Source organism: Bacillus sp. FSL K6-6540 (assembly GCF_038007545.1).
Map to the genome: position 1 here is coordinate 4,587,267 of NZ_JBBOXH010000001.1, position 20,273 is coordinate 4,607,539.

Sequence of the window (20,273 nt, forward strand, 5' to 3'; positions counted from 1 at the left end):
ACGTTTACTTCATTTGATCTAGTACTGCTTTCGTATGCTGATTTAACGGCTTTATATCGGGAGCCTTCACGGGATCATCGCTTAGCTCATATTTGTGCTTTAGCTCAAGCGTCGCCTTTACCCGGTCGTTCAGCATCTCCTCCGGGATCACGCCGCTCCGGACAGCCTTGGTCAATGCCTGGATGACAGCTTCCTCCAGCGCATATTCATGTCCGATCAGTACCATGTTGCTTCCTGCGACGACGGATTTCACGGAAGCCTCACCTACGTCCGTGCTGCCGGATATAGCACCCATTGTCATGTCGTCCGTTATGACAACTCCCTTAAATCCCATCTCTTCCCGTAACAAATCGTTGATCACGGGCTTCGAGTACGAGGATGGGGTATCCGGATCAATGCTCTTCATGAGCAGATGCGCAACCATGACCACATCGGCGCCTTCATGAATCGCTTGTTGAAACGGAACCAGCTCCATTTCATGCAGACGTTTCAAGTCATGTTCCACCACGGGCAGACCGAGGTGGGAATCGACCGAAGTGTCGCCATGCCCTGGAAAATGCTTCACGACGGGAACGACTCCCTTCTCCTGTACCCCCTTCATGGAGGCAATCCCATGCTTGGTAACGGTCTCCGCCGTAGTGCCAAAGGATCGATCGCCGATGACCGGATTGTTCGGGTTGCTATGAATGTCCAGCACCGGGGCGAATACCATATTGAGCCCGAGTCCCGCAACCTTCTGCGCGATAAGGCCGCCAACGCGCTTCGTGAGCGCTAGATCCCCCTTGCTTCCGACTTTGCCGCTTGACGGCAGCTTTACATATTCCTCGGGAAAACGCGTAACCCGTCCGCCCTCCTCGTCTATACTCAGCCACAGGGGCACCGGATTGGCAGCATTGGCTTCCTTCAGATCATTGAGCAGCTTTACCGACTGCTCTACGCTCTCTATATTGTCTTTGAAGAGGATAAACCCGCCAACATGGTGATCCTTCACCAATTTACGCGAAGTTTCATCGATGGCCGTTCCTTCGAGTCCGACCAGTACTAGCTGGCCGATCTTCTCCTCGACGGTCATGTCGTTCATAAGCTCAGCGATCTCATCTTCGATTTCGTTCGGAGACAGGCTGCCGTCCTCGCTTTCATTGTCGGCACTGCCTGATGGAGGCTCGGTTTCGTTGTCATTCTCTTGAGAAGGCGGGTGGTCCTGTCCAACCTCCGATGGCGAAGTTCCTTGGCCATCATTGCCCGCATTCCCCGTCTCCGAACGGCCCTGGCAACCTGCCAGAACCAGCAGCAAGATGACAACCAGCATCGTTAAGCTCATCCATGGTGTCCTTCGCTTCAACATTGTCACCTTCCTTCATGTTCACACTACTGTATTCGCCCTCTGTCCCGCAGAGTCCTTCCATCATAACATGATTTCGTTAAGGGCCAAAACGATCCACAACGAAAGCCCCCCCGTTGCAAAACAAGAAGAAAAGAGCCGCAGCGATGGCGGCCCTTCCTCTTCTATTTAAGCAGTCCGAGCTGACGGGCCTGCTCCTCCGTCAATATAAACTGCTCCGTCTCCCATACTTCATCCTCGTCCGTTCTTCCGAACATCAGCATGATATCGTCCCATATATTCTTTTGCATCGCCTCGGCTTGCGTGATAATAACCTTCATGTCTGCCTCATTCCTTTCCTTGGGTTCATCCCTACTATTACATAATAAAACCATGGAGGGCAGAATAGAATCGATAAGCAAAGCAAAAGCCTGCAAATAGTATCTGCAGGCTGGGGCGGAAGTATAACTAAGAATAGGCAGGATGGTGTTTAATCCATGACATGGCAATGGTGCCTTCGCCTGCATGGATGCCTGCAACAGGGATAAAGGTCATGATTTCGGTCTTAAGCGACGGATGGGCCCCGCTGATTTCCTTCTGGATCTCCTCGGCCTCTTCCACGTTGTTCGCGTGCATGATGCACACCTTCTTAATTTTCTGTATGTCTGTTTTCATGATATCGATCATTTTCTGCTTGGCTTTCTTAAACGTCCGGATCTTCTCCTCCACAATGACTTTGCCTTCGTCAAAACGGAGCAGCAGATGTATGCGGAGCAAATTGCTCAGCAGCAGCTGCGTGCCGGATACCCGGCCGCTGATATGAAGTCGATGCAGGCTTGCCGGTATGAGATAGAACGACATGTTGTGCACCATGGTCTGAATTTTATCCTTTATCACCTGTACGGTATCCCCCTGGCTATGCCAGTGAATGCCGGACATAATCATTTCGCGCACCGGAAACGCTCCCGCTTGAGAGTCGATGCCAACCACGGGTACCTCGGCAATCTCGGCCGCCTGCAGGGAAGAATTCAAAGTTCCGCTGAGCTCCGAAGAACAGTGAATCGCAATAATATCGTCATACTTCACTTTCAGGGTTTCGTAAAGCTCAATGAATTCTCCGATGGGAGGCTGGGAACTGCTGACTTTCGGCTCGTCTTTCATTCGTTCATAAAAGGCTTCTGCCGATATGTCGATTCCTTCCCTGTAGGCCTCTTGTCCCAGAATCAACCTCAAAGGCACAATGTAAATATGATGCTTCTTGGCGAATTCAGGGTCGATCGTGCTCGTGCTGTCGGTTACCCATGCAATGGATCTCATGATCGTGTTCACGTCTCGCTTTCGTGTAGTAAGAAATAGGAATGGAAGCGATTTAAGCCGCTCATTTCATCATATCTTACCCTTGCCGCGCTTTGCAAATGGAAGGGGGTTAATTTCACGTCCTACGCATGGGTTCGCCACACAAAAGCCTTATTTTCCGTCTCCGTTGTACCCTTTTTCCCCAAAAGGTTCCAGCCGTTCGATCCAATAGGCTTCCCGCTTGCTGACCGCTCCCTTCAAATCGAAGAACGGGTCTTCCTTCGGCTCAATCTTCTCCAGGATCTCAAAAACAAACGCATCCTCTCCAAACTCCTTCCAATCCTGCTGAAGCGGCTTGTTGTAGCTTGTCCCCATCTGCAGCTCGAAACGCTTGCCGTTCATGGTTTTCAGATTGTTCGTTCCTGCGACGAATATTTTATCGTTCTTCGTGTTCCGAATTTGATACACGCCGGCTTCAATCTTGATCTCCTTGTATATCTGATTCAGTTCCTGTCTGCGATTCATGGCCTTAACGCCTCCTTCTTGCTTTCAATTATGTCGTTAGCCAATACTGGCTTCCATCATCCTTGCGATCCAAAAAACCATATTCGATCAAATATCGGCGAATGGTCACATAATCGGGATTGTCTCTTCCGATCGTATCGTTGATTTCCTGCTCGGAATACAAGACATCGGGTTTAAAACGGGCAGCGATTTCGCGCAGCACGACGTACTTCTGCTTCTCTTTAAGCTTAAAAGTCTTCAACGGGCCATCGGTCCCCTCGGGGAACGCCTTGGCCAGGATCGATTGCCTCTCTTCTTCCGTAACATTGTAGCGTTCGTCGATCATTTTGGCCTGCTTGGGGATTTCCACGAACGCCGGAGCATGGCTGTCCTTTTCCTTCAACAGCTCCATCAAGGTCAGCAGCACCTTGGACTGCCTCTCCTTCTCTTTCAAGGCAAACCGGTGATTGCGTATCGTCGACGCGCTTCCGATGCCGAGCTCCTGCTGGACCTCCTTGTCGTTCATGCCTTGATAGAAGAGCTGCAGCAGCCGGTTCTGATGCTCGGTCAGTCCGGTCAGCTTCTTATCGAGGCCGGACAGATACTGAAACACGGAGCCATGCTCCCGGCGAATATGAACGGTCATGTATCGTTCCGATTCGTACAGCACATCCTCATCCGGGTAGATGATCCCTTTCTCCAGCGTCTTACCGCACAAGAGACATACCCAGACGGGGCCTTCGTCGATATAGCCTTGTTTAAGTTCATCTATGGAAGCATTCCAGAAGCGTTCATTAAGGTCCATCGCACACACCACTCCCCCCAAAGTTATTTACATAGACATTTTATATTTTTGTCTATAGCATGTCAATCAAGCTCCACGACGACATAATATTTCTTCCTCCCTCCCGTGGAACCTGCTAGAATAGAGGTTGCTGCTGTAAAATTTAGGGGGTATCATCATGAGATTCATACAACAGTCGGCAAAAGAAATGCGTTCTTGGCCGCGCAACATCAAGCTGTTTTTTCTAGCTAACGTGCTGTATCAGTTCGGTACCGGCATGTTCAGCGTGCTCTACAATTTGTACATACAAGGCCTGGGTTATAACGACTCCATGAATGGAACAGTGGTCAGTATTCAATCCCTCGCCACGGCATTGATGTTTATCCCGATCGGCTTGATCGGCGACCGCGGAAGCCGCAAGCGAATCCTGGTCCTTGGCGCGTTGTTAAGCGGCGCCGGACTGATTGCGCGAGCTTTTCTGGCGAGTGAGTTCAGCTTGCTTGGTCTCGCGGTATACACCGGACTGTTCGCATCCTTTTTTCAGGTGCTGGCGATTCCGTTTCTGGCGGAAAATACGGCGAAATCGGCTCGTATGCGCATCTTTAGCATCCATGCCTCGCTTGTGCTTGCTTCTCAAGTGTTAGGCAGCATGGGAGGCGGCTTCCTGGCGGATGCCCTGCAGGCATTCGGCCTGAACAAGGTCGATAGCTTGAAAACAGCCCTGTTCATCGGCGGTCTGGCAACCTTTGCGGCATTTATCCCGCTCTTGTTCACGACCGACAAGAACGACGCGCATGCACGGCCTCTGGATGCACCCATACCGGATCAACCCCTGCGCCCTGGAGGAGCGGTTACCGCCTCCGGGATCGGAAATTTCAAAGTCATCGGGCAGTTCGCGCTTGCCCAGCTGTTAATCGGCCTCGGGTCCGGACTGGTCGTTCCTTATTTGAATTTGTATTTTACCAACCGTTTCTCGGTATCGTTATCCGCGGTTGGGATTCTGATATCGCTCGGACAAGTCATGACGATTGTATCCATGCTGATCGGCCCTTCGCTGGTGAATCGGGTAGGAGCCGTCAAAGCCGTGGTTCTCTTTCAAGTCCTATCCTTGCCCTTCCTGTTGTTAACCGGCTTCACGAATGTCCTCCTCATCGCATCGGTCGGCTTCCTGTTCCGTCAAGCCTTGATGAATGCGGCCAATCCGATACAGTCGTCGATTCTGATTGACCGCGTACCGGATCACCGGAGAGGCATCGCCAATTCCGTCACGCAAACCGCCTTTATGCTGGGCTGGGCGACGATGGGGCCCGTACAGTCGAAATTGGTCACCACATACGGCAGCTACTGGGGATACGCAATCACCTTCTGCATTACCGGAACGCTGTACGTCGTTTCCTCGTTCCTATATTACCGAATGTTCCGCGAACGCAAGGGCAGCGGTCTTTCCCCGGATGCTTCCGCTACTCTCTAGCCTCGACCCGCAGCGGTTTGACATGGGGCGGGACATCCCGTTCGCCCGCAGGAACGGTCCGGGCCTGAAAGCTTCCCTTATACCGGAAGACAGGCCCCCATATCGGGTTGACCACCTCAACGGATATCCGATATAACTGATATTCGTCATCATACCATTCGCATACATCGGCCGTTCCGGTGAGCCACCGGGGAAATCGAAACTGCAGCCGCCCTTCATAAAACCTCTGCTCCCCCGATTGAATGCGAATTCCGCCATGCTCCGCGGCAGCGATCCGAAGATCGACTGCCAAGTGCTGTTTGTTTCCCAAATAATCCACGACCCGGCTGCGCTGTGCGCTATAAATCATCGTGGCGTCAAATCGTCTTCGAATGCCAGGAAAATCAAAACTTCGGCACCACGTCACCGTTTCCCTTCCCCAGTCATCCCGATAAGCGTAGTTCTCAATCCGAAACGGGATCCCTTTCCCCCGGTTAGGAAACATGATATGCCGCATCGTACCTATATACAGCGGCAGCGCAGCCCATCGAGCGTACCAGATTTCTTCCATGATGCCTTCGCCGATCGAAGCGACGTTATCCTTGCTGTCAAACCCGAACCGCTCCTGGATTTTAGGATGAAGCTTGTGAAACTGGCTTCCAAGCGCCTGCTCATAGATCGAGGTCATGTTCATTCACTCCTTTGCCGGATGTATGCCCACGGACAGTTCTTTGTCTTCGAACCGGACGGTAAGCGCTTGGCAAGTCCGATGCGGACAGCGAAGCCATGAAGCAGAATCCAATCATCGATCCGCTAAGCGTTAACGGATTGAACGGGGCTTTCATTAATTCGGCATCCGTCATCCATGCTCCAAGCATCAAGATCGCAAGCAAGATTATGATCAGCCTGTACCACAACCGGTTCTTGTGAAAGAGCAATGTCAATAAACCGACGCCGATCTCGGTGATGCCGAGCAAGGTCAGCACTACCCCTTCCCGACCGGCTGCCAAACCCGACTGCCTCAGCAGATCAAGCTCTCCCGCTTCCGGGAACAGAAGCTTCGGAACCAGTCCTTCATAGCACCATAGAACAACCAGCATAAACACACTTAAAGCGTGGATGATTGCCTTCCGGATCGTGACCGTAGGCGGAATATCCTTCTCGGCCCATAATCGGAGCACATCGAAGCTCCAAGCCGTCGCTGCGCCGAATAAAGGCCGAAACAGCAGGCGGTCAAACCAGGCCCCCGGCATGCCGAACCGCGTCCTGTAATCGTATTGGGTCGAGAAACGGATGACGCCGTTGCCGCTGTCGGCGTATTTCCAATAGCCGCTCCCCTCCTTAACCAGGGAAATGCGCTGATCCGAGCCGAATCGCAGCACCGAGATCCGGTTCCCGGTCCTCGGGTGCACGGCCGTTTTCGTAGCGCCCGTTCCCGTAACTTCCAGTCCGAATCCGATGCGGGTTTTGTATAAAAACCGCTGGACGTCCGAATCAGCCTGCGGCAAATCATGAATCTCGGAAAAACGCAAATCCCATTGTTGATGCAGCTCGGGTCTCTGTGTCAATGACCACAATGTTTCCATATCCGTGTTGATGTCGAGTTCAACATAGATCGGATTTCTCTTCATGCGCACTCAGCTCCTAATGGATAACCCTTCTCGCTGACAGCCGGGCCCCTCTATTTACAAGTCATTTTACCGCTGAGGGGGATTCCCTGTTAGACCTCACTTTTATAGAACAAACGAAGAAGAGGTACTACGTTTCGTAGTACCTCTTCCATTTCTTCCATATGATCCGTCTTCCGTCCCGAAGCTAGTTGTCGTTCTCTCTTACGATCCCTTTTCGGCGGACCTTCTCTACGGCCTCCCTGCTGCTCCTCACCCCGAGCTTTTTCAGAATTTTATTGATCTGATTCTTGAGCGTGCTCTCGGTTTTGAACAGCTTCTTCTCCATTTGGGAATGGGTGTAACCCTCATCCAACAGATCAAACACTTCACGTTCCGCCGGAGTCAAGCTCCGCAGCTGTTCTTCCCGCTTGAGGCGGGCAAATTCCTTGAGCAGCACCTCCATTGATCCCGGTTGACGTACGGCGCTTCGGATTGCGGTCGGCAATTCCTCGAAATTCGATTTCTCAATGTAATTGACGGCTCCGGCCGTATAGGATTGCGTGATCACCAACTCGTCATCCAGCGAGGTCAGCATGATAACCTTGGCCTCGGGCTTTCGTTCAAGGATTTCTGCAGCCGCGTAGATGCCGTCGAGTCGGCCCGCCGTCAGCTGAATATCCATAAGCACGATATCGAAGGACAGGACTTGCGCCATCGCAATCGCTTGTTCGGGGGACTCGGCCGCGCCGACCACGATCATATCCTCCTGCGCATTCAGAAAAACGGTCATTGATTTAATCCAATCCGGATCGTCCTCGACCAGAAAGACGTGTATTCGATTCAAGGCTCTTCCCTCCCGGATAAACGAATGATTTTGCTGCGGGGAAAATACAACGTGATCTCGGTACCGACCGATTCGCGGCTCTCCAATCCCACGGAGCCGCCGCTTTTCTTCATCACGTTGTACGCATAAGTAAGGCCAAGTCCGAAGTTTGACTTCCTGTGGCCCTTGGTGCTGTAGAACGGTTCAAACACAAGCGGCTGCTGCTCTTCCGGAATGCCCATGCCGTTATCCTTGACGGAAATCGCGGCACCCTTGCGGTCTGCCGTTACCGTCAACGCGATCACTCCTCCATCAGGCATCGCCTCGACGCTATTGCTTATGAGATTGCTGATCGCTTCCTTCAAGTGGACGGCATCCGCAAGCAGCCAGGGACGCTGTGTGCACAGCACCTTTAATTCGATGCCATGACTGCGCAGCCGTTCCTGTTCGCGAAGCTGCAGTTCAGCAAGCAGCTGATCCGCGCGGACAGGCTGTTCCACCAGCTTAAACGCCTTCATCTGCTGCTGCATGCGCCCTGTCATCGCTAACAAATGCTTGGAAGCGTTAGCGATGACATCAAGCTGCTCCAGTGCCGTTTCGTTATCCGGCGACAGCAGCCGTTTCACGTTATCGGTGCTCATGGCGATTTTCCCGACCTCGTTCTTGATGGTATGATTCAGCATCGTTGTACCCGAGCTGACCGCTTGCATCGTGCGATCCAGCGGATCGCGCTCGAATTTCAGGCGAACGCCCAGGACGCCGTACACAAAGGTACAGATGACGGCAACGCCCATCGAATACAGAATAAACAGGGACACGTACCGGAATGAATCGTAACCGGGCCAGATGACATTCCCTACATTTATCAACAGCATCACACCGAGCAAGGTTGGCACCATAATCCAGGTGGTAATCCACATGCTTTTGCGTTTCTGCGGGTTCTTCTCAGAGGATAAGGCTCCAATGAGCAGAGCGCATGCAGCAACATAATACGGGCCGGTCCATACGAACAGCCATCCGTAATGAATCCGGTAATCTTTCGTAAGGAGCACCTGGACCAGCATCGCGAACACAGGCAGCAGCAGGCCTATTTTGAGATCACGTTTTCTCCTATGGTGCCGGGGCCTGCCGGTATACACCATGCAAAATATCAACACGCCGTAAGGTGTCAGGGTATGGTTGAGGAATTGAATCCACGGCCCGTACGCGGCCGCAATAAAACCGGAAGGCGCAAGCCAGTCCGTCAACCCTCCGATCCCTGCACTCCACAGGAAAAAAGCCGCCCAGCGGTTCACCTCGCTTCGAGGCTGATTGAACAGCAGCAAGGCCGCTGCACTCCAAAGCGCGAACACATAATACATCAAGACGCATCGTTCCATTCTCTTCCCGAATATAGTTTCATCCTACCATAAATGCGCCAGCAGGGGGACCTCCCTCCTTACCTATGCCGAGGAAATAAAGACCACTGATATATGAAATTGTTTCTTTCTTCAATACCTTCATTTTACATTGCGAAAACATTCAGTTTACATTCAGCCGCGCTTAAGAAAGATATCAGGAACGATTGATAGGATAGATCTCGTAAGCAAACAAGCATACGAAAGACAGAGAGAAACGAGGTGGAAACATGACAACCCCATTAAAATACCGGAACGAGCTGAAGTTCTTCGTGAATCTTCACCAATATCGGATCATCAGCCAACGATTGAAAAATCTGGTGACCTACGATCAGCATGCCGGACCCGCCGGGGAATATCACATTCGAAGCTTGTACTTTGATGATATCAACAATAAAGCCCTATACGAGAAGCTGGCGGGCGTCCGGGATCGGGTGAAATACCGCATCCGTATTTATAACGTAGCCGACGACACGATCCATTTTGAGAAGAAAATCAAATTCCGGGATTACATCGCCAAGCTGAAGGAGCCGCTCACAAGGGAAATTACCGATCAGATCATGGCCGGACAATACGACTGTCTCTACCAGCCGGATAAGCCTTTGATGATGGAGCTGTACCACGAGATGAAGCATAAGCTGCTGCGGCCCAAGGTCATTGTCGATTATGTCCGCGAGCCTTACGTCTGCGCTAACGGAAATGTGCGGATTACGTTTGACAAGGAGCTGAGAACCGGCCTGCACTCCACGGAACTGTTCAATCGAAACCTGCTGCCGATCCGGGCGATCGATGAGAATCTGATCATACTCGAGGTCAAATACGACGAGTACATTCCGGATTACATCAAAATCGCGCTGCAGCTGGAAGGCCTCAACCGGCAATCGGCATCCAAATATGTAATGTGCCGTAAATTTCTGAAATATAACACATGGGAGGATCAATAGTTCATGAACACCACATCGACTTCAAGCAATACGAACACCACCAATTTTTCGGACATCGTCAAAAAATCCGTCATGGAAAATTTCGTATCCGACATCAGCATCGCCAAAATTTTGATCACGCTCGCCGTTGCCTTTGTGATCGGGCTGTTTATTTATCTGCTCTATAAAAGGGTCTTCAGCGGCGTTCTGTATTCCAAGAGCTTTAACGTGTCGCTGATTGGGATGACGATGATCACGGCCGTTGTCATCATTGCCATCAATTCGAATCTCGTGCTCTCGCTCGGTATGGTCGGCGCGCTCTCCATCGTCCGTTTCCGCACGCCCATTAAGGACCCAACCGATCTGATCTTCCTGTTCTGGGCCGCGGTTGCCGGGATCGTAACCGGAGCCGGATTCTACACGCTGGCTGCCATCGGCTCCGTCGTTGTCGGTCTTATCCTGTTCTTCTTCATTAAGAAAGCGACGGTCGATACCCCTTACCTGCTGGTCGTCCATTGCGATAACGAGCAGGCCGAGCAAGCCGTTCAAGGACAAGTCGGTCAGGCTGTGAAGCGTTACAACCTGAAGCAAAAAACCGTGACGCCAGGCAGCATCGAGCTGACGCTGGAAGTACGGCTGCGCGATGCCGAAGGCCAATTCGTGAACAAGCTGTCCCAGCTGCAGGGCGTTCAACATGCGGTTCTGATCAGTTACAGCGGCGATTATGTATCCTAAGTCAGGCGGTGGTCAGAAATGATGAAGAAAAGAACGACAGTCCTGCTGTCCCTTGCGCTGGCCATAATCCTTCTGCTAACAGCCTGCCAATGGACAACCCAGGTTGCCGGGACGGCTGGAAGCTCTGAGAATGATGGCCTGCAGGAGCAAATCGATTCCGCGGTTTTTCCGAAGGACAAGGTCATTGACGTTAAAATCACGATCGACGAAGCGGATTTCCAGGATATGCTGGACAACGCCAGCGCTGAAGAATACAAAGAAGCGTCCGTCAATTACAACGGCATGCAATTTGATCATGTCGGCATTCGCACCAAAGGCAATTTAAGCCTGCGCAGCGTGGTCAATTCCGATTCCGACCGCTACAGCTTCAAGATTTCCTTTGACGAATATCTCAATCAAACCTTGAACGGGATCAGCAAAATCAATCTGAACAACAACTACAGCGACGCCTCGTATATGCGGGAATTCCTGACCTACGAGTTGGCGGAATCCGTCGGTCTGCCGACACCCGGCTTCTCTTACGTCAATGTATACGTTAACGATGAATTATGGGGCTTCTACCTCGCAATCGAACAGATTGGCGATTCTTATCTGCAGCGTCATTTCGATCATTCGTACGGCGCATTATACAAAGCCCAGATGACAGGCTCGGGCAGCGATCTGTCTTGGCTCGGCAGCGACCCCGATTCGTACACCGGGCTTGTCATGAAATCCAAGTCCTCCAATGACGATGTGTTGATCGACATGCTCGACGAGCTGAATAACGGCACCGATTACGAGAAGGTGCTGAATGTCGATAACGTGCTCAAGTACGTTGCCTTGAACGTCGTTGCCTCCAATATGGACAGTTACTTGGGGATGAACAAACAGAACTACTACCTGTATGAGAACAACGGCATTTTCTCCGTCCTGCCCTGGGATTATAACATGGCGTTCGGAGGGTTTGGGGGCTTCGGCATCCTGATTGACGAGCCCACTCAGGGTGCTTTGGCGGAACGTCCCCTGATTGCCAAGCTGCTCGAGGTTGACGAATATAAGGAACGTTACCATGCCATCCTCTCGGAGATGCTGGAGGGATACATGCAGCAGGACCATTTCGAGGAACGGGTAGCGCAATTGCAGGAATTGATATCCGATCACGTCAAGCAAGACCCCAGACCGTTCTACTCCTATGAGGAGTACGAGCAATCGCTCCCGACATTGACCTCATTCGCGGAAGAGTCCATGGATAATATCCAGCAGCAGCTGGATGGGACGATCCCTTCGTCCGGCGACGGAAGCGGCAGCGGCGGCGGGATGGGGCCTGGTGGCGGAGGAGGTATGAGGCCTGACGGCGCCGGCGTGCGACCTGGGGGTGACGGGATGGTACCTGGCGGCAATACGAATTCCAATGATGCCGCCCAGGAGAGCTCTACCGGCACCGGGACAAGCACGGCACCGGATGGAACAGCCGGCAGCGGGACTAACGGGACTGACGGGACTGGGATCGTTGTCCCTAACGACGCCCCGGGCGGAGGCATCTCTGGCGAAAACACGCCCGCCAACAACGACGGTGCCGCTTTTGCTCCTTCCAGCAACGCGGATGTTACTTCCAGCGGCATTGGGGAAGGCTCTGGCGACGCTCCTGACGTGGATGAATCTGTCTCGTCGATTGTATCGGCGGTTGGACCAGGCACAAGCAGTTCCGACGAAAGAACAGCGATGGATGCTGCTTCTGCCGTTAATCCAACAAGTCATGCAGAGGAAAGTAACGCAGAGGAAAATTCTACAGATTCAACGCAAGCTCCGAACCAGCCCTCTACAGGCGGCAATCAACCGACCATGCCGCAAGCGCCGGCTCAGAATGGTCAAGGGCAGATGCCGGATTTCCCTCAAGGCCAGATGGGGAACGGGTTCGGCGGCGAGTTCGGCGGTCAAATGCAGGGAGGACGCGGAATGGGCCGGCCTGGCGATTGGTCGTACGAAGCAGCCCAGGAGCAAGGTAGCACCCAGGAAGCCTTGTACGCAGGAGTTTCCCTCGTACTGCTGCTGCTCTCATGTCTTTTTGTGACTCTATATAAACGAAAAAGATTGTAATCAGCAAGCAAGGGACAGTTCCGAAGGCATCGACCTTTGGAACTGTCCCTTTTATATGCGCTAATCGTTATTAGCCGATATCCGTTACATAATCATGCAACTATTAAGCGGTGATCCACGTTAAAATAACCGGTGCCGCGATGAGGAGCGCGCCGAGCGCTACGATGGTTCTCGTCGCATTTCCGGACAGTTTGCGCTGCGTCTCCGCCGAACGATACCAGCCGCTGAATTGCAGGCGATTGCGATAGAGGACCAGGAACCAACATACATTTCCCGCAAACAGAAACAGGAAATATAACCCTTCCCATGGAATCCAGGACTTCAGGATCTGATGCTCTATGCTGCCCAGAACCGCTGTCACGACCATCAGAATGATCATCATTCGAATGATTTCCAGAATGGATGAGGCCAATTTGGTCATAAATGCTTCCTCCTTTCATTCATGCCGATACTGGATATTTTACCATTATACAGCAAATACAAGGACTCCGCATCCATTCCCGTAGAACGATCAGGAACGGGGAGCTCAATTGGAGTTGAGCTCAGCTTCTTGATCGTGAAACGATTGTTTTCTTACAAAGTATGAATCCAGCTTCCGACTGCCCCATAGGGACAGCAAGATAAAAGCTAGGACACCGAGCAATTTGAAGGGCTCCGCCATAAAATCCGAGAGATTAGCCCCGATGTATGAAACGCAAAACACCATAATGCCCTTGCCCAAGGTTACGGCCATGAGATAGGACATGACGTTCATTCTCGCCAGACCGGCGGCCACGTTGACAGCGACAAACGGCCCGACGGGAAGTATGCCCAGCAGAAAAACATAACTGAAGCCGTTGCGTTGAATCCAGCGCATGCCGCGCTGAACCTTCGGTTTTTTCGCCCAGCGTTCGATCAGGGGAGTACCGGATATTTTCCGCACGAGGAGAAACGTCGTCAAGCATCCCGCCACCATTCCGATCCAGGAGTAAAGAAATCCCGCCCACAGCCCGTACACCGCTGCATTAACGCCAACGATCACGATCGTGGGCATCGGAGGAATAAAGGATTTCAAGAAAGTCAGCAGTATGCCCGGCAGAGGGCCTAAGGCTCGAAACTGGTCAAGAAACCATTCCAGATTGCTCTGTGTAAAATAAGACATGATGTCCAAGTAGCCATTCAATGACTTCACCCATTTCCGCTAAGTATTGCTTGTCCTAACCGACTTGCACCACCTGATTCAGCTGAGCCAGATGGTGATTATCGTGCCAGATGAAATCCCGCATAAATTGCGCCACTTCAAAGGGATGTCCGTCTCCGTCCGCGTACCGCTCCTCATACTTCGTTTCCGGCAACGCTTCAATGGTCCGAATCAGCTGTTCCCTTGCGGTTATCGTCCGGTCCACCAGCGCTTCCGTCGATAACGTTTTGGCATATTGCTTGGCCTCCTCATTGAAGGCGTCATAATCCAGATGCCGGACGGTCAATGCATCTCCCGTTGAGATTTTGGCGATAGCCTCATTAAAAAAATACTCATCCCATCGCATGATATGGCACACCACATCGCGCACGGTCCATTTCCCATCCGCAATCGGGGAATTCCAATAGTCCTCATCCAGGACACCGAACTCCTTCACCTTGCCGATCCATTCCGAATACTCGTTTAACAGCTGCTGTTTGTCATTCATATACATTCTCCTTGTCCATATATGATTTGATATAAGCGTCCAGTCGAGCCTCCGGCCAGCGATACATCTCCAGCAGCTCCTCATAAGGATCGCCCGGTAAATGCAGCAGCTTCGCAAAGGCAGGTTCCGTCTTATACCCCGCCTTCTTCAGCTCAATGATGGTTTCTCTTGCAGCTTCGCCGAGCCGCTTCAACAGCTTGTATTCCACTACCATATGGCGGTAGCCATTCTGCTTCACGGAAGGCACCGGCTGGGCAAAAATCTCGAATTCCCAGCCTTTGTACCGAAATCGCGCTACTGCTCGCTCTACGTTCCCCACACTTCGGAAAGAGTATGTGAAATCCGAAACAAGTCGGTCGTATGACGCTCTGAGTTCTCGCTCGAACCGGTCAAACTCCGTCACATGACATATGATATCGAGATCGCTTGAAGCGATGTCAATCCCTATAGGGATCGTGCCCACCAATATAGGACTGCAGGATTTCAAATGCTCCCATAGTTCCAGTTCATCTATGACCGAAGCTGCCTGCCTCTGCTTGGCCGTGCCTTCACGTAAATACTCCAGGTTTAAAAAATCCGACTCTGCTTGCATCGCTTCCCACCTGCCCTATTCCGCTGAACTTTCAGGTTGACGCTCGGTCCAGGTCGTCCGGACATAGCCCAGCTTCATGCCGACGGCTTCCATGTCGCGATGGCTCTGGGATAAGAAGGCGCATTGACCGACAACCAGATTGCACCCCTCCCGCTTCGCGTCCCGTATTCTTCTGCGAAGCAGCTCCTGATGCAGCCCCCGTCGACGGTATTCCGGCAGCGTAGCGGCAAATGTAAGCGAAGCCGTGGAATGGTTCATATGCATGACACCGGCCGCAGCCGGCTGCTCATCCACATAAGCCATATAGAACCTCCAGCCCGGCCTTGCATGCAATACGCGATTGTTCAATGCTACGGATGGGATCCCTTGCACCGGCAGTCCTGTTCCCAGGCAATGAACTTTAGCATAATCTTCAAACTCGTCTTTGTCTATTCTTTTGATCACAATTCCGTTATCCGGCATATCCACCAGTTCTTGCGGGTTCATATACATGGAATTATGAAAGGCGGATTGGAAGAATCCGCGATCGGCAAGCGCCGAGAGCAATGCCTGATTCAACATGGCGGGCACGATCTCGAACTGGAATTTGCGGTCCCGCGATTGATAGAAGTCGATGATTGCGTCCAGATCCTTCAGATTCTCCGAACGGAGTCCTTTGACCGTGTTAAAAGAAAGCCAAGGCATCGTTTTGCTGTACAAGCACAGCGCTTGGCCGAAACGAACCATCTCGATCCCTTCGGGATTTCCGGTCCGCCCTTCGATGGCTTGCATTCGATCATACATATACTCCGTTTCCGAACGCTGAATGCGATGGATTAGCTCCTCGGATGGAAGATGCGGCATGGTTACCTCCTATGCATTATGTATTCAATTTTAAAGATCCGTGATAAATAGAGCCCGAAGATCGTGTACGGATGCTTCGGGCTCTAGGCTTGCTGTGTATGGTTTATTTCGCGCTGCCCGGCAGATCGCAAGATCCGTTGGCACACATGCCGTCGTTGCTGTCGGACTCGTTCACCATGACCAGGGGATTCGCTTCACGATAGGCTTTGTCCAGTGCATCCGTGAAAACTTCCAGCGGTTGTGCGCCGGACACGGCATATTTGCCTCCGAGCACGAAGAACGGCACTCCCCGAATTCCAAGATTCGTCGCTGCGGCTTCATCTGCGCGTACCTCGGATTGGAAAGCATCGCTTTCAAGCACCGCCATAGCCTGCTCCCGCTCCAGTCCGACCTCCGCCGCCAGATCGGCGAGCAGGTTCTTATCTTCCAGATTCTCGGCATCCGTGAAATAGGCGCGGAACAGCCGCTCCGTCATGTCTTTCATTTTACCATGCTGCGCAGCAAAATGAACCAGTCGGTGAGCATCAAATGAATTGGCAGGGATCACGCGGTCCATGTGGTAGGTAAGTCCAACACTGGCCGCTTGTTGAGTCACGTTGGCATTAGCTGCCTTGGCCTGCTCTATGCTCATGCCGTATTTCGCCGCCAATAACTCGTCCATGGACACCCCGGGCTTATACGACGCATTCGGATCAAGCTCAAAGCTGCGATATACCACTTCAACCTGATCCTTATGAGGGAACTGCTCCAATGCCGATTCGAACCGGCGCTTTCCAATATAACAGAACGGACACATAAAATCCGACCAAATTTCAACTTTCATTTCATTCGCCTCCTAGCGAGCAGGAATACTAACTTACTAATTGTAACCCGCTTTCGCCCTGATATCAACACTCATATGAAAACGGCAATGCTGCACGGTAATCCATGATATGAGCACCCGGTAAACAGCCTTCAGCGATGCTTCCTGCTATCTTGTATCCTGGCCTGAATCCAGTCCATCACAACCGCACAGCCAAGCTTCCCCTCCAGGGAGCCGTTCATCACCAAATCCGCATGCCAACGGGTAGGCTCGACATATTGATCATGCCTGTATCGCACAAGCTGCAAATATTCCTGTATCACGCTTTCCTCGCGATGACCCTTCTCCATGAACCGTCGGTTTCTGCGAAGCATTCTTTCATCCGCGGGACAGTCGACGAACAGCTTCAGATCCAGGGAGTTTCGAAGATCCTCGAATTGATACAGAAGAAACCCTTCAATGACGATGACATCATGGTCACCGCAACGGGCGGCTTGTTCTATCTCATCGGTCAGACGCTGGATGTTGACGGCGTCCGGATGGTTAAAATCCTCAAAGATCGTATTCGTAAAGGGCGCTTTAGACATAGGTCTGACGGACTTATAATATTTGTCCATATGAAAGAGCGCCACCCGATACTCGACAAGCTTCTCCTTGAGTTGGAGGCTTAGCGTCGTTTTGCCGCTGCCCGTCCCCCCGCCAATCCCGATCCTTATAGCACGGCCATGATTCATGTTCTCGTTCTTCCTCCGCATTTGGTTCACTGTGTAGACTTCAGTCGTTTATATTGCATTACCAGATAGGCCTGGTTTATTAAACCTATCCTTATCTGATGTCTATATTAAAAAACAGACAGCGTGCCGCCGCCTGTCATTTGTACTTTTTCCAATCCATCTCGCTGTGTTCCAGCAGATATTCAAAATCGTTATCGCGACGCTTCTGTTCCGCCTTGCGTGCAGCTTCCCGTTCCTGCCGCTCCTTCTCCAGCCGCTCGGCTTCAGAGGCCTTTAAGGACTCGGTTGTCGCCTTCAGCTTTGCCAAAACTTGAGGGTCCAGCATATCTTTTAGCGTTGCGGGTTTATCGGCAGTTTCCGTCCGCGGCGCCGGGGACGTTCGTTTCTTTTTTGCCATAAATACTCACCTCGATTTCAATCCATTATACCATCTTAAATGTCGTCTGACATCCGTATCTATTGAAGAGGATTTACAAAAAAGGAGAGCCTCTCGGCTCTCCTTCTCGTTATGTATACTTACTTAAGGGCGATCGATGGGACTTGAACCCACGAATGCCGGAGCCACAATCCGGTGCGTTAACCCCTTCGCCACGACCGCCATGACAATGGACATATCATCATGCCCGAGATCATAATATATCAGATATTCAGCCGTTTGGCAAATTGTAATTTCTTACATCGTCCCTTGATTTCAACGACGAGTAAATACTATACTTACTTGAACTCCGTCGTCTGACCAAGAGTCCACATACGCTACAACATGATGATTCAGCATAGGGGGTAAGACATTCATGATCTATCATATCGATTACGTCTCAGAGGGATTGCATGTGAAAGGATATCTGGGTCTGCCGCCGCTATTGTCCCTTAATCGCAGCCAGGAGATGTCCGAAACGGTCGACGCCATACCCGGCGTTACGGTAACCGGCACGCTTGCATGCTCCTTGTATAAGGACCCTGTTCCGGAAGGAGCCTCCGGGTCGATCGAACCGAAGCTGCCGCTGGTCCTGTATTGCCGCGGAGGCATAGGCCGGATCGGCGCGGTCAGGTTGAAATGGGTCGAAGAATTCGCGGCGCAAGGCTATGCCGTGTTTGCTCCGGCCTATCGCGGAAACGAAGGCAGTGAGGGCAGGGATGAGTTTGGGGGCGCCGATACGATGGATGTGATCACCGCCTTGGAATGGTTATCCCGCATTCCATGGATAGACAACAGCCGTATGCATCTGCTGGGCTTCTCCCGCGGGGCGATCAATGCTGCCGTGGCAGCCGCCCGGTCATCTCATGTATCCAAAATGATTCTATGGAGCGGCGTCTCCGACCTGGCGCAGACCTACGAGGAACGGATCGATCTGCGCAGAATGATGAAACGCGTCATTGGCGGTACGCCGACCAAGTTTCCGGAACGATACCTTCTTCGGTCCCCGATTCACTATGCGGATCGAATCCGATGTCCTGTCCTGATTGTGCATGGTACGCGGGACGAGCAGGTCCTGGTTGAACACAGCTTCCGAATGCTGGACAAGCTTCAAGAGCTGGGACATCACCCCGAAGCTCACCTGTACGAAGGGCTGGGACATCATTTCCCGCCGCCGCAGCATGCAGCGGCGATCAACCGGATGTTCGACTGGTTGAAGCGAAGTTAAGGCGTAATTAATCTCAAGCTCATGAGGATCGGTATCTACACCCCTATTCCAGCCTAGCAGCCGTATCGATCCAGTATTTGCAATTCCCGTCCGCAATGGAACTGAGTTCCCCATGGTTCCATTCTATGATGCGACGGGAAGCCAGATTGGTTTCATCGCAGGTTAGAAGGACCCGGCTTATGTTCTTCTCACAGGCTTTCTTAACGAGCCCCGCCAGCATCTGTTTGCCATATCCTTTCCCCCGCTCCGACGGCCTGATGACATACCCGATATGCCCCCCTGACTCCAACAGCTTCTCATTCAAGCGGTGTCTGAGCTTGCCGTAACCTACAGGCTTGCCGTTATGATACAGCCAATAAATCGTCTGGGGAACATACTCATCCGGCAGATTGATGCTTCGTGCTATTTCGTAATTGCGACGAACCATGGAGGAGAATTCCTCCATGCTGCTGCTATTTAAGCCGTTAACAAAGCCGTTCTCGCCGGAGCCAATCTCCTGGACCATAAACAGCAGACTCTCATCCTCCTTCTCCAGCAGCTCCCTTAATGTTAACGTCAAGGCTATCCCTCCACTTGAAAAATCGAATCCACAATGACAGGCAGCTGATCCCGCAAGGATACCGCGCCGAATACGGATCTGGCATGGATCCCTTGATCCCCGAACACCTCAAGCATCAAATCTGAGAATCCATTCAAAACCATATGATGCTCTTCGTAATCGGTTGTTGCGTTAATGAAGCCCTGAACCTTAACCACCCGCTTCACTTTATCAAGCGATCCAAGGCCTTCCCTCAATACGGCCAAGACTTCGATTCCGGTCAGCCGAGCATATTCGTATCCCTGCTCCGTTGTGTAATGCTCGCCCAATTTACCCCTTGGCTGCCCGGATGGACCCTTGCCGGAAACATACATCAACCCGTTCACGATGACGTAGTTGGCATACTTGGCTGCCGGCGATCCGGCTTTTGGCAAGCTGATGCCCAGCTGCTGTAAACGTTCCTCCGCACAAACGGTCATTTGATCACTCCTATAGGAAAATCATTCAAATTAAATTTCAATTATTGTATCACGGA

The 20,273-nt window shown here is 51.9% G+C and carries 24 protein-coding genes and 1 tRNA gene; 5 read left to right on the top strand and 20 right to left on the bottom strand.

Annotated elements, in window-relative coordinates:
* Window positions 1-4: 4 nt before the first annotated feature.
* From nagZ to MHH82_RS20180, 5 genes are all read right to left on the bottom strand, one after another.
* The gene (gene nagZ / locus MHH82_RS20160) at window positions 5-1,345 is read right to left on the bottom strand and encodes a beta-N-acetylhexosaminidase (protein WP_340967637.1); all 1,341 of its coding nucleotides are present in this window, start codon (window positions 1,343-1,345) and stop codon (window positions 5-7) included.
* A 161-nt stretch (window positions 1,346-1,506) separates the two neighbouring features.
* Window positions 1,507-1,662: a hypothetical protein gene (locus MHH82_RS20165; RefSeq protein ID WP_009593107.1), complete on the bottom strand. Its 156-nt coding sequence runs from the start codon at window positions 1,660-1,662 to the stop codon at window positions 1,507-1,509.
* A 127-nt stretch (window positions 1,663-1,789) separates the two neighbouring features.
* Window positions 1,790-2,638 (bottom strand): DegV family protein, encoded by an 849-nt coding sequence (locus MHH82_RS20170; RefSeq protein WP_036661431.1) that lies wholly within the window; start codon window positions 2,636-2,638, stop codon window positions 1,790-1,792.
* Between the two features lie 150 nt (window positions 2,639-2,788).
* Window positions 2,789-3,142 (bottom strand): GIY-YIG nuclease family protein, encoded by a 354-nt coding sequence (locus MHH82_RS20175; protein ID WP_340967639.1) that lies wholly within the window; start codon window positions 3,140-3,142, stop codon window positions 2,789-2,791.
* A gap of 28 nt (window positions 3,143-3,170) precedes the next feature.
* Complete coding sequence (locus MHH82_RS20180; protein ID WP_096774396.1) at window positions 3,171-3,926, bottom strand: DUF2087 domain-containing protein; 756 nt, start codon at window positions 3,924-3,926, stop codon at window positions 3,171-3,173.
* Between the two features lie 157 nt (window positions 3,927-4,083).
* Between MHH82_RS20180 and MHH82_RS20185 the strand changes: the two genes are divergently transcribed.
* Window positions 4,084-5,376 (top strand): MFS transporter, encoded by a 1,293-nt coding sequence (locus tag MHH82_RS20185; protein WP_340967642.1) that lies wholly within the window; start codon window positions 4,084-4,086, stop codon window positions 5,374-5,376.
* Here MHH82_RS20185 and MHH82_RS20190 read toward each other — a convergent pair.
* The 4 genes from MHH82_RS20190 to MHH82_RS20205 form a co-directional block, all read right to left on the bottom strand.
* Window positions 5,366-6,043 (bottom strand): DUF4166 domain-containing protein, encoded by a 678-nt coding sequence (locus MHH82_RS20190; RefSeq protein ID WP_340967643.1) that lies wholly within the window; start codon window positions 6,041-6,043, stop codon window positions 5,366-5,368. The genes MHH82_RS20185 and MHH82_RS20190 overlap by 11 nt on opposite strands.
* A complete protein-coding gene (locus MHH82_RS20195; protein WP_340967644.1) occupies window positions 6,027-6,986 on the bottom strand; it encodes a DoxX-like family protein in 960 nt (319 codons plus the stop codon). The genes MHH82_RS20190 and MHH82_RS20195 overlap by 17 nt, the downstream gene beginning before the upstream one ends.
* Before the next feature lie 184 nt (window positions 6,987-7,170).
* Window positions 7,171-7,809: a response regulator transcription factor gene (locus MHH82_RS20200; RefSeq protein WP_340967645.1), complete on the bottom strand. Its 639-nt coding sequence runs from the start codon at window positions 7,807-7,809 to the stop codon at window positions 7,171-7,173.
* Window positions 7,806-9,167, bottom strand: coding sequence for a sensor histidine kinase (locus MHH82_RS20205; protein WP_340967646.1), 1,362 nt, complete (start codon window positions 9,165-9,167; stop codon window positions 7,806-7,808). Before MHH82_RS20205 ends, MHH82_RS20200 begins: the two co-directional genes overlap by 4 nt.
* Before the next feature lie 248 nt (window positions 9,168-9,415).
* On the opposite strand from MHH82_RS20205, the gene MHH82_RS20210 reads away from it, so the two are divergent.
* The 3 genes from MHH82_RS20210 to MHH82_RS20220 are packed head-to-tail and all read left to right on the top strand — an operon-like array spanning window position 9,416 to window position 12,919.
* Entirely contained in the window at window positions 9,416-10,129 is a 714-nt protein-coding gene (locus MHH82_RS20210) for a polyphosphate polymerase domain-containing protein (RefSeq protein ID WP_340967647.1), read from the top strand.
* Between the two features lie 3 nt (window positions 10,130-10,132).
* Window positions 10,133-10,843 carry a DUF4956 domain-containing protein gene (locus MHH82_RS20215; protein ID WP_015736180.1) on the top strand — a complete coding sequence of 237 codons (711 nt, stop codon included), beginning with the start codon at window positions 10,133-10,135 and terminating at the stop codon, window positions 10,841-10,843.
* 18 nt (window positions 10,844-10,861) lie between these two features.
* Window positions 10,862-12,919 carry a CotH kinase family protein gene (locus MHH82_RS20220; RefSeq protein ID WP_340967650.1) on the top strand — a complete coding sequence of 686 codons (2,058 nt, stop codon included), beginning with the start codon at window positions 10,862-10,864 and terminating at the stop codon, window positions 12,917-12,919.
* 103 nt (window positions 12,920-13,022) lie between these two features.
* On the opposite strand, the gene MHH82_RS20225 is transcribed toward MHH82_RS20220, so the two are convergent.
* The 9 genes from MHH82_RS20225 to MHH82_RS20265 all read right to left on the bottom strand — a co-directional run bounded on the left by MHH82_RS20225 (window position 13,023) and on the right by MHH82_RS20265 (window position 18,155).
* Window positions 13,023-13,340, bottom strand: coding sequence for a hypothetical protein (locus tag MHH82_RS20225; protein WP_015736182.1), 318 nt, complete (start codon window positions 13,338-13,340; stop codon window positions 13,023-13,025).
* A gap of 105 nt (window positions 13,341-13,445) precedes the next feature.
* Complete coding sequence (locus tag MHH82_RS20230; protein WP_015736183.1) at window positions 13,446-14,090, bottom strand: TVP38/TMEM64 family protein; 645 nt, start codon at window positions 14,088-14,090, stop codon at window positions 13,446-13,448.
* Between the two features lie 25 nt (window positions 14,091-14,115).
* Entirely contained in the window at window positions 14,116-14,586 is a 471-nt protein-coding gene (locus MHH82_RS20235) for a DinB family protein (RefSeq protein WP_340967652.1), read from the bottom strand.
* Entirely contained in the window at window positions 14,579-15,178 is a 600-nt protein-coding gene (locus MHH82_RS20240) for a DUF4269 domain-containing protein (RefSeq protein ID WP_192571357.1), read from the bottom strand. The genes MHH82_RS20235 and MHH82_RS20240 overlap by 8 nt, the downstream gene beginning before the upstream one ends.
* 15 nt (window positions 15,179-15,193) lie before the next feature.
* Window positions 15,194-16,021 carry a GNAT family N-acetyltransferase gene (locus tag MHH82_RS20245; protein ID WP_340967655.1) on the bottom strand — a complete coding sequence of 276 codons (828 nt, stop codon included), beginning with the start codon at window positions 16,019-16,021 and terminating at the stop codon, window positions 15,194-15,196.
* A gap of 103 nt (window positions 16,022-16,124) precedes the next feature.
* Entirely contained in the window at window positions 16,125-16,844 is a 720-nt protein-coding gene (locus tag MHH82_RS20250) for a DsbA family oxidoreductase (protein WP_340967656.1), read from the bottom strand.
* Between the two features lie 131 nt (window positions 16,845-16,975).
* Window positions 16,976-17,557, bottom strand: coding sequence for an AAA family ATPase (locus MHH82_RS20255; protein ID WP_009590685.1), 582 nt, complete (start codon window positions 17,555-17,557; stop codon window positions 16,976-16,978).
* 136 nt (window positions 17,558-17,693) lie between these two features.
* Entirely contained in the window at window positions 17,694-17,954 is a 261-nt protein-coding gene (locus MHH82_RS20260) for a YqkE family protein (RefSeq protein WP_015736189.1), read from the bottom strand.
* 128 nt (window positions 17,955-18,082) lie between these two features.
* Window positions 18,083-18,155: transfer RNA gene (locus MHH82_RS20265), tRNA-His, on the bottom strand.
* Between the two features lie 193 nt (window positions 18,156-18,348).
* Here MHH82_RS20265 and MHH82_RS20270 point away from each other — a divergent pair.
* Window positions 18,349-19,200, top strand: coding sequence for an alpha/beta hydrolase family protein (locus tag MHH82_RS20270; RefSeq protein WP_340967659.1), 852 nt, complete (start codon window positions 18,349-18,351; stop codon window positions 19,198-19,200).
* 43 nt (window positions 19,201-19,243) lie between these two features.
* On the opposite strand, the gene MHH82_RS20275 is transcribed toward MHH82_RS20270, so the two are convergent.
* Entirely contained in the window at window positions 19,244-19,759 is a 516-nt protein-coding gene (locus MHH82_RS20275) for a GNAT family N-acetyltransferase (RefSeq protein ID WP_036661483.1), read from the bottom strand.
* Window positions 19,760-19,761: 2 nt separating this feature from the next.
* A complete protein-coding gene (locus MHH82_RS20280; protein WP_015736192.1) occupies window positions 19,762-20,217 on the bottom strand; it encodes a RidA family protein in 456 nt (151 codons plus the stop codon).
* Between the last annotated feature and the right edge of the window lie 56 nt (window positions 20,218-20,273).